Origin of the sequence: uncultured Granulicatella sp. (assembly GCF_963528315.1) — a bacterium.
GTDB lineage: Bacteria > Bacillota > Bacilli > Lactobacillales > Aerococcaceae > Granulicatella.
On sequence record NZ_CAURVV010000017.1, the window covers coordinates 21,766 to 30,856 of the forward strand.

The 9,091-nt window shown below is 33.7% G+C and carries 10 protein-coding genes; all 10 read left to right on the forward strand.

The window, feature by feature from the left end; translation table 11 throughout:
* Positions 1 to 10: 10 nt before the first annotated feature.
* Positions 11 to 1,156 carry a radical SAM family heme chaperone HemW gene (hemW, locus tag RYK07_RS05255; RefSeq protein WP_314852763.1) on the forward strand — a complete coding sequence of 382 codons (1,146 nt, stop codon included), beginning with the start codon at positions 11 to 13 and terminating at the stop codon, positions 1,154 to 1,156.
* 47 nt (positions 1,157 to 1,203) lie between these two features.
* Positions 1,204 to 1,815, forward strand: coding sequence for a DUF2140 family protein (locus tag RYK07_RS05260; RefSeq protein WP_314451394.1), 612 nt, complete (start codon positions 1,204 to 1,206; stop codon positions 1,813 to 1,815).
* A gap of 40 nt (positions 1,816 to 1,855) precedes the next feature.
* Complete coding sequence (gene deoD, locus RYK07_RS05265; protein ID WP_314451392.1) at positions 1,856 to 2,563, forward strand: purine-nucleoside phosphorylase; 708 nt, start codon at positions 1,856 to 1,858, stop codon at positions 2,561 to 2,563.
* Between the two features lie 15 nt (positions 2,564 to 2,578).
* Positions 2,579 to 4,036, forward strand: coding sequence for a S41 family peptidase (locus tag RYK07_RS05270; protein ID WP_314852765.1), 1,458 nt, complete (start codon positions 2,579 to 2,581; stop codon positions 4,034 to 4,036).
* Positions 4,037 to 4,051: 15 nt separating this feature from the next.
* On the forward strand, positions 4,052 to 4,669 hold the full coding sequence (lepB, locus tag RYK07_RS05275) for a signal peptidase I (protein WP_314451388.1): 618 nt from the start codon (positions 4,052 to 4,054) through the stop codon (positions 4,667 to 4,669).
* 15 nt (positions 4,670 to 4,684) lie between these two features.
* Positions 4,685 to 5,275, forward strand: a complete 591-nt coding sequence (lepB, locus tag RYK07_RS05280) for a signal peptidase I (protein ID WP_314451387.1) — start codon at positions 4,685 to 4,687, stop codon at positions 5,273 to 5,275.
* A gap of 314 nt (positions 5,276 to 5,589) precedes the next feature.
* Positions 5,590 to 6,573 (forward strand): mannose/fructose/sorbose PTS transporter subunit IIA, encoded by a 984-nt coding sequence (locus RYK07_RS05285; protein ID WP_314852767.1) that lies wholly within the window; start codon positions 5,590 to 5,592, stop codon positions 6,571 to 6,573.
* A gap of 9 nt (positions 6,574 to 6,582) precedes the next feature.
* On the forward strand, positions 6,583 to 7,395 hold the full coding sequence (locus RYK07_RS05290; RefSeq protein WP_211228175.1) for a mannose/fructose/sorbose family PTS transporter subunit IIC: 813 nt from the start codon (positions 6,583 to 6,585) through the stop codon (positions 7,393 to 7,395).
* A gap of 15 nt (positions 7,396 to 7,410) precedes the next feature.
* Positions 7,411 to 8,325, forward strand: coding sequence for a PTS system mannose/fructose/sorbose family transporter subunit IID (locus RYK07_RS05295; protein WP_314256577.1), 915 nt, complete (start codon positions 7,411 to 7,413; stop codon positions 8,323 to 8,325).
* A gap of 100 nt (positions 8,326 to 8,425) precedes the next feature.
* Positions 8,426 to 8,788 carry a DUF956 family protein gene (locus RYK07_RS05300; RefSeq protein ID WP_314256575.1) on the forward strand — a complete coding sequence of 121 codons (363 nt, stop codon included), beginning with the start codon at positions 8,426 to 8,428 and terminating at the stop codon, positions 8,786 to 8,788.
* The last annotated feature ends 303 nt before the right edge of the window (positions 8,789 to 9,091 follow it).

Consider the following 9,091-nt stretch of genomic DNA (forward strand, 5'->3'; position numbering starts at 1 on the left):
GGAGAGACAAATGAACGCAGTAAGAGCAGCTTATATTCATATTCCATTTTGTTCTCATATTTGCTATTATTGCGATTTTAATAAGGTATTTATTGAAGGGCAACCGGTTGATGAATATGTTGATTTATTAGTAAGAGAAATGCAATTACGAGCAGAAGCTCATCCCATCTCTCCTTTAGAGACGTTATATATCGGGGGAGGAACACCTTCAACTTTAACGCCTAAGCAATTAGCAACTTTATTTGAAGGAATTCATCGCTATTTACCACTAGAAAAAAATTGTGAATTTTCAATGGAATTAAATCCAGACGATGGGCAATTAGAACGCTTAGAAGTGATGAAAGAATATGGGGTTAATCGTATCAGTATGGGAGTTCAATCCTTTAATGATGAACTATTAAAGAAGATTGGTCGTAAACATAGTAAAAAGACAGTTTTACAATCCATAGGAAATGCTCGAAAACTAGGCTTTGAGAATATAAGTATTGATTTGATTTTTAGACTGCCTCAACAAACGATTCAAGATTTTGAAGATAGTTTAAAAATTGCAATGGAGTTGGACTTGCCACATTATTCGATTTATTCCTTAATTTTAGAACAAAAGACTGTATTTTATAATTTAATGAGACAAGGAAAGCTTCCTTTACCATCGCAAGATGAGGAAGCAGATATGTTTCAATTAGCTATGGATTCTATGGAAAGTTTTGGACGGCATCATTATGAAATTAGTAATTATGCTCTACCAGGTTTTGAATCAAGACATAATTTACATTACTGGAAAGCAGATGAGTATTTAGGTTTTGGTGCGGGTGCTCATGGTTATTTAAATCAAGAACGCTATCAAAATTGTGGACCAATTCAACATTATTTAGAACCATTACGGAATTTTGAACTTCCAGTTTTACAAAAGGATGTATTAAGTAAAAAATCTCAAATAGAAGAGTTTATGTTTTTAGGTTTAAGAAAAATGTCTGGTGTATCCAATCAAGAATTTTTTAAACGATTTGGTAAAAATATCAATGATATTTATCAAGAAATTATCGAGGATTTATTAGACCAGGAATTAATCCAGCTAACAGCTGAAGGAATTGCATTAACACATAAAGGAAAGTTTTTAGGAAATAATGTATTTCAAGCCTTTCTTTTAGAAGAGTAGAATCAATTTATTATAATAACTTTCACAAAAATGAAAGAGGTGATAGAATGACACCATTAAGAAGAACTAAAAAGAAAAGGAATTATTGGAAAATTGCTTTTTTGGCCTTAATTGCAATCAATTTATTTGTAATTATTTCTACATTAATTCCTAATCGAGCTAAATATCAAATTTCAACAATGCCAATTGTTGAGCAAGGAGAGAATTGGATGGAAGTCACATTAAGTAAAAATGAAATTCAAAATATTTTAGAAATTGTTTCCAAAAAAAATCAAGTAGAAAATCCAAGTTTTCCAAATTTTGTCATGAATGATTCTGTCATTCAAATTACAGGAGATGCGAATGCGTTAGGAGTAACCGTTCCTTATAAAATGACGACTGTACCCTATGTAACGGAAGAAGGAACTATTCAATTAAAAATACAATCTGTTCAATTAGGAGGATTCTCGTTACCAGTATTTTTAGCTTTAGGAAGATTACAACAAATGGAATTTCCAGAATGGTTCCAATTAAATACTGAAAAACAGTATTTTCTATTAAATTTATCAGGAATCCATGAAGGAAGTACGATTAAAGCAAAAAAAATTAATTTAAAAACGAATGAATTTGTTTTTTCTATTTCAATTTCTAATGACAATATAGTAGAATATCTACAGTAAGAAAAAATTTAAAGTCTATAAGACAGTTAGGAGATTACACATGAGTGTACATATTAATGCAACAAAAGGACAAATCGCTGAGGTAGTATTAATGCCAGGAGATCCACTTCGTGCTAAATACATCGCTGAACATTATTTAACAGATGTAGAACAATATAATAGTGTAAGAAATATGTTCGGATATACAGGTTTATACAAAGGAAAACGAGTATCTGTTCAAGGTAGTGGAATGGGTATTCCTTCAATGATGATTTATGCAAATGAATTATATACTGAATTTGGTGTTGAAAAAATTATTCGTATTGGTTCAGCTGGTTCAATTCAAACAGATGTAAATGTTCGTGATATTGTTTTAGCGCAAGGAGCTACAACGGATTCATCTATTATTACAAATATCTTCCAAGGACAAGTTAACTTTGCACCTTTAGCATCATTTGAATTATTAGATAAAGCTTATCATTTAGCAAAAGAACGTGGTGCAACTGTTCACGTTGGAAATATTTTATCTTCAGATCGTTTCTACAATGCTGAATTAAATAAACAAAAATTACAAGAATATGGCGTATTAGCCATTGAAATGGAAGCTGCCGGTTTATATGCATTAGCAGCACAACATAAAAAACAAGCTCTAGCAATTGTAACGATTAGCGACCATATTTTAACAGGTGAAGAAACAACTGCTGAAGAACGTGAAAAAACATTTAATGAAATGATGGAAATTGCTTTAGAAACAGTTCACAACGGTTAATAAGTAGGTAAAAATATGGAAGAAAATCAAGAAAAAGTTGTTAAAACACCTAAAAAAGGAATTCGACTCTGGGTATTTATCGTTTCATTAATTGCTACAATGCTCATTTCAGTTTTTATAACAGTTGCATTAGTGATTACGCAACTGCCAAAAGCAGATAATAAATATGCATTTGGTATATTTAAAAAGAATGAAATTTTTCAAATTGAAAAAGTATTTTATTATTTAAAACAAAATTATTTAGATAAAGATGTTACAAGTGAACAATTAATTCAAGGTGCTTTAAAAGGAATGGCTGAATCAGTTGGAGATCCTTATACTACTTATTTAGTGAATGATGAGACAGCTCAATTAGATGAAACAGTTAATGGAGCCTTTGGAGGAATTGGAGCTGAATTAAAATCAGATCAAAGCCGAGTAGTGATTAGTATTACAATGGAAGGAAGTCCTTCACAACAAGTAGGTCTTCAAGCGGATGATGTCATTACAAAAGTTAATGGCGAAGATATGACTGGTAAGACCATTTCTGAAGTTGTCAAGAAAGTACGTGGTGAAGTTGGAACAGATGTTGTATTAACCATTGAACGTGCTGGCACTTCTTTAGATGTTAAACTAACTAGAGCTAGCATTGCGATTAATACCGTAAAAGCTGAATTGGATAAAGAGGATGCCACAATTGGTCATGTTCGCATTACTAGTTTTGCAAAAAATACAGCTGAAGAATTAGAAAAAGCGGTGAAAGATTTGACAGATAAGGGTGCTAAAGCTTTTGTATTCGATGTACGATACAATCCTGGAGGACTTTTAGATCAAGCATATAAAGTTGCGAATATGTTCTTAAAAGATGGTGAACCAATCGTTCAAGTAGAAGATAGATTTGGAGAGAAAAAAATCTATAAAGCTTCTTCATCCATTGGTGAATTTAAAATTACTCAGCCATATGTTCTTCTAGTAAATGAAGGTAGTGCAAGTGCTTCTGAAATTTTAGCTGCAGCAATTAAAGAAGGTGCTGGAGGTCAAATTATAGGTACAAAAACTTATGGCAAAGGTACTGTACAAAGTGTCGTCGATATTACTGATAATAGTGAGTTAAAATATACGAATGCTAAATGGTTAACTCCAAAGGGAAATTGGATTCATAAAGAAGGGGTCACTCCAACGAAAGAAGTGAATTTACCAGATTACGCATTCTTAAAAATTATTGATGCGAAAGAAACATTAAAAGTAGGCTCAGTTTCACAAAATGTACTTTCTGCCGAAACGATTCTAAAAGGATTAGGATATTCTGTTACTGTAGACGGCTATTTTGATGAAGGTACAAAAGATGCAGTAAAATCTTATCAACAAAAAGAAGGATTAACTGCAACAGGAGAAGTGGATGAAGAGAGTGCTCAAAAATTAATGGATAGTGTTAGAGCATTAATTCAACAAAATGATACACAGTATCAAGCAGCAAAAGAATTACTAAAATAGAATGGAGGTTTTTAAATGGAAGAAGTTAGTTCATTTATTCCTCGTAATATGCGTAAAAGAAAACTTCCTAAGCGAACAATATGGGAAGAATTACTCAGTTGGTTAGCCTCCTTTGCAGTATCATTTGCGATATTAGCTTTATTATTTGTCTTTGTAGGAAAACCATTCACGGTAAGTGGGCAATCGATGTATCCTACACTACATAATTCAGATCGCATGTTTATGTCAAAATTAGGAGATATTCATCGATTTGATGTTGTTGTGTTACATGCTCCGGATCAAGATAAAGAGTATATTAAACGAGTAATCGGGATGCCTGGAGATACAATTGAGATAAAAGAAGGTAAATTATATATAAATGGTCAAGTAGTCGAACAACCTTTTATTAATAAAGAAATACTGGTAAACAAAACAGTTTATATTGATGATTTTACTTTAGAAGGTTTAACAGGTGAAACGACTGTACCAGAAGGAAAATATTTTGTAATGGGAGATAATCGTGGGGTTTCAAGAGACAGTCGCTTGATTGGATTTATTGATCGATCTGCGATTGAAGGAAAAGCAGTCTTTACGATTTGGCCGTTGAATCGCATTGGTGGTCAAAAAGATTATTCTTATTTATATTCTGAATGATAAGGAGAGATTCGAATGAGTTATGAAGATGAATATGAATACAAGCCCTCGATTTTGTCTATTATCTGGTCTTGGATTTGGTCATTTATAGTAGCATTCATCATTGTTGGGGGAGTGTATTTCTTCCTTGGTAGACCATTCACAGTGAGTGGTGCTTCAATGTATCCAACATTGCATAATGGTGATCGAATGGTACTTTCTAAAGTTGGAGATATTCATCGATTTGATGTTGTTATTCTAAAGGCACCGGATGAAAATGTTGAGTATATTAAACGGGTCATTGGTATGCCAGGAGATACAATTGAGATGAAGAGTGGTGTACTTTATATTAACGGAAAAAAAGTAGACCAACCATTTATTAATACTGAAGCATTGGCAAAACAGACGGTATTTATGGATGATTTCACTTTAGAGAGTCTAACTGGTGAATCAAAAGTACCTGAAGGGAAGTATTTTGTTTTAGGGGATAATCGTGGTGTTTCTAAAGATAGTCGAATGATTGGGTTTATTGATCGTTCAGCGATTGAAGGAAAAGCAGTCTTTACAATTTGGCCATTTGGTCGAATTGGAGGACAAAAAGATTATTCTTATTTATATTCTGAATAAGATATAGAAATTGACTTTTCGATAAGTAGTATTAGGACGCCAGCAGACCTTCGGTCTCATGGCTAAAATTTGAGCCTAAGGTCTCAAATTTACCTGTACAAGAAGTATAGAATACTTCTTGTACCCATACTACTTTGAAAAGTCATTTTTTATTTTGGAAGTAATATTTATGCCATTTTTATAATAAATGAAGTATTATGTTAGATATTTTGTTAAATATTAAAGGGTTTTCTTTTACAAAAACAAAATTAAATGTTAAACTTCAAATGGTGCATAAAAGGATGCATTAATATAGATTTATAGGAGGAAATCATATGGTTGGAATTATTATTGCAAGCCATGGTGAATTTGCTGCTGGTATTAAGCAATCTGGTTCAATGATTTTTGGAGAACAAGAAAAAGTTGAATCTGTTGTATTTATGCCAAGCGAAGGACCAGATGATTTGCAAAGAAAATTGCAAGAAGCCATTGCGAAAGTTGATTCAGAAGAAATTTTATTCTTAGTCGATTTATGGGGCGGTAGTCCATTTAATCAAGCAAATAAATTGTTTGAAGAAGCTCCAGAACACCGTGCAATTGTTGCTGGATTAAACTTACCAATGTTAATCGAAGCGTATGCGAGTCGTTTCTCAATGAATACAGCTCACGAAATTGCGCAAGCGATTGCTCCAACTGCAATTGATGGGGTAAAAGTTCGCCCAGAAGAATTGCAAAAGAAAGAAGAAGTAGCCGAAGAACAAACGGTTGCACCTAAAGGAGCTATTCCGGAAGGAACAGTTTTAGGGGATGGCAAAATTAAGTTTGTATTAGCTCGTATTGATACTCGTTTACTTCACGGACAAGTTGCTACTAACTGGACTAAAGCAACAAATCCAAATCGTATTATCGTTGTTTCTGATTCAGTATCTAAAGACGATTTACGTAAAAAATTAATTGAACAAGCAGCTCCTCCAGGAGTTCGTGCTCACGTTATCCCATTGGATAAATTAGTTCAAGTTTATAACGATCCACGTTTTGGCGATACAAAAGCATTATTATTATTTGAAAATCCACAAGATGCTTTAGCAGTTATTGAAAAAGGTGTAGAAATTCCAGAATTAAATATTGGTTCTATGGCTCATTCAGTTGGTAAAGTTCAAATTAATAATGTATTATCTGTTGACCAAGCAGATGTTGATACGTATAAGAAATTACGTGATTTAGGCGTGAAATTCGATGTTAGAAAAGTATCAGGAGATTCTCCTTCTGATTTATTCAAATTAATCGCTGCAAAAGCAGGCGAAGGATTAAACATTTAATAGGAGGTCATTATGGATTTTAATATTGTAGCAATTATTGCAGTCCTAGTTGTTGCCTTTTTAGCTGGTATGGAGAGTATTTTAGACCAATTCCAATTCCATCAACCAATTATTGCATGTTCATTAATTGGATTAGCAACAGGACATTTATCTGAATGTATTATTTTAGGTGGAGCTTTACAATTATTAGCTCTAGGTTGGGCTAATATCGGTGCAGCGGTTGCTCCCGATGCAGCGTTAGCTTCAGTAGCATCTGCCATTATTTATGTAAAAGCTGGTGACTTCTCTACAGATGGTCGTAATATCGCGATTGCAGCAGCTATCACTTTAGCAACTGTTGGTTTAGTAACAACTATGATTGTTCGTACTTTATCAGTTGTTCTTGTTCACCAAGCTGACAGAGCAGCAGAACAAGGTAACTTCCGTGGTGTTGAATTTTGGCACTATGTAGCATTAGCTACACAAGGGTTACGTATCGCAATTCCTGCAGGAGCTTTATTATTCATCCCTTCTTCAGCAGTACAAGCTGCTTTAGGTTCATTACCAGCATGGTTTACTGGTGGTATGACAGTAGGTGGGGGAATGGTAGTAGCCGTTGGTTATGCAATGGTTATTAACTTAATGGCAACTAAAGAAGTATGGCCATTCTTCTTCTTAGGTTTCGCGTTAGCACCAATTAAAGAATTAACATTAATTGCAACTGGTATTATTGGTTTAGCAATTGCTGTTATTTACTTAAACTTACAAAAAAATAACTCAGGTGGTTCAGGATCAAACTCTGGTTCAGGAGACCCACTTGGCGATATTTTAAATGATTACTAGAATGGAGGAACAGATATGTCAGAGAAAAAAGTTTCATTAACGAAAAGTGATCGTATTAGCGTAATGTTACGTTCTCAGTTCCTTCAAGGTTCATGGAACTATGAGCGTATGCAAAATGGTGGTTGGGCATTCTCATTAATCCCAGCACTTAAAAAATTATATCCTAACAAAGAAGAAGCAAGTGATGCTTTAAAACGTCACTTAGAGTTCTTTAATACTCACCCATATATTGCTGCTCCAATTCTTGGGGTAACATTAGCTCTTGAAGAAGAGAAAGCAAACGGAGCAGATATCGATGATGCTGCTATTCAAGGGGTTAAAGTTGGTATGATGGGACCATTAGCAGGTATTGGAGATCCAGTATTCTGGTTTACAGTTCGTCCAATTCTTGGAGCAATTGCTGCTTCATTAGCAACTGGTGGTTCATTAATTGCACCATTATTCTTCTTTATTGCTTGGAACTTAGTCCGTATTGGTTTCTTATGGTATACACAAGAAGTTGGATACCAAAAAGGTTCTGAAATTACAAGTGACTTATCAGGTGGTATTTTACAAACAATCACTAAAGGTGCTTCAATCTTAGGAATGTTCGTAATGGGGATTTTAGTTCAACGTTGGACTTCTATTAACTTCCCATTAGTTGTTGCTCGTGCTAAATTATCTGAAGGAGCATACATTCAATTCCCAGATGGAGCTGTTGATGGTTCAACATTACAAAAAATCTTATCTGCATTAGCAGGTGGTACTTCATTAACTCCTGAAAAAGTTACTACATTACAAGATAACTTAGACCAATTAATTCCAGGTTTTGCTGCTTTATTATTAACATTCGCATGTATGTGGTTATTAAAACGTAAAGTAAGTCCAATTTTAATTATCTTTGCATTATTTGCACTAGGTATTCTTGGTCGTGTAACAGGAATTATGTAATTAAGATACAATTTTGAGATGAACAGATTTAAAAGTCTGTTCATCTTTTTTTGTTTTATGATAGAATAGAGCTATCAGTTTAATGAATAAGGAGAAAGTTATGGCACAGTCTTTAAATACAAAAGTTATTTTTACAACGAAAGCCAATGTATTTGTTGGTTGGATTGGAAATAAACACGGCGATATTCTTGTTGGTGATCGAGCGTTTGAGTTTTATAATGAAAAAAATCCGGAAGATTATATTCAAATCCCTTGGAATGAAATTGATAAAGTACGTGCTCAATTGTTCTTCAAGGATCGTTATATTCGTGGTTTCTTTATAGATACGAAATCTGCAGGTTCATTTAATTTTGTGGTGAAAAATGCAGGAAAATGTTTAAAAGAAATGCGTACATTTGTTGGAGATGAAAACATTGTACGTAGTAAACCATTATTTACGATGAGGAATTTCTTCAAAAAGTAACGATTGTTTTTGTAATGACTTCAAATATAGTAGTAAGGGACGGAAGCAGCCTCGCATTTGCGAGTCTCATTCCTAAAATTTGAGCCTAGGTCTCAAATTTCCCCAATAAAAGTATCCTATCAGGATACTTTTATCATTACTACTATGAGAAGTCATTGAGTGGTGGATCATAGAGAGCCTCTACGTTTATGATGTTGTATAATGACTTCAAATATAGTAGTAAGGGACGGAAGCGCTTTGCGCTTGTAAGTCTCATTCCTAAAATTTGAGCCTAGGTCTCAAATTTCCCCAATAAAAGTATCC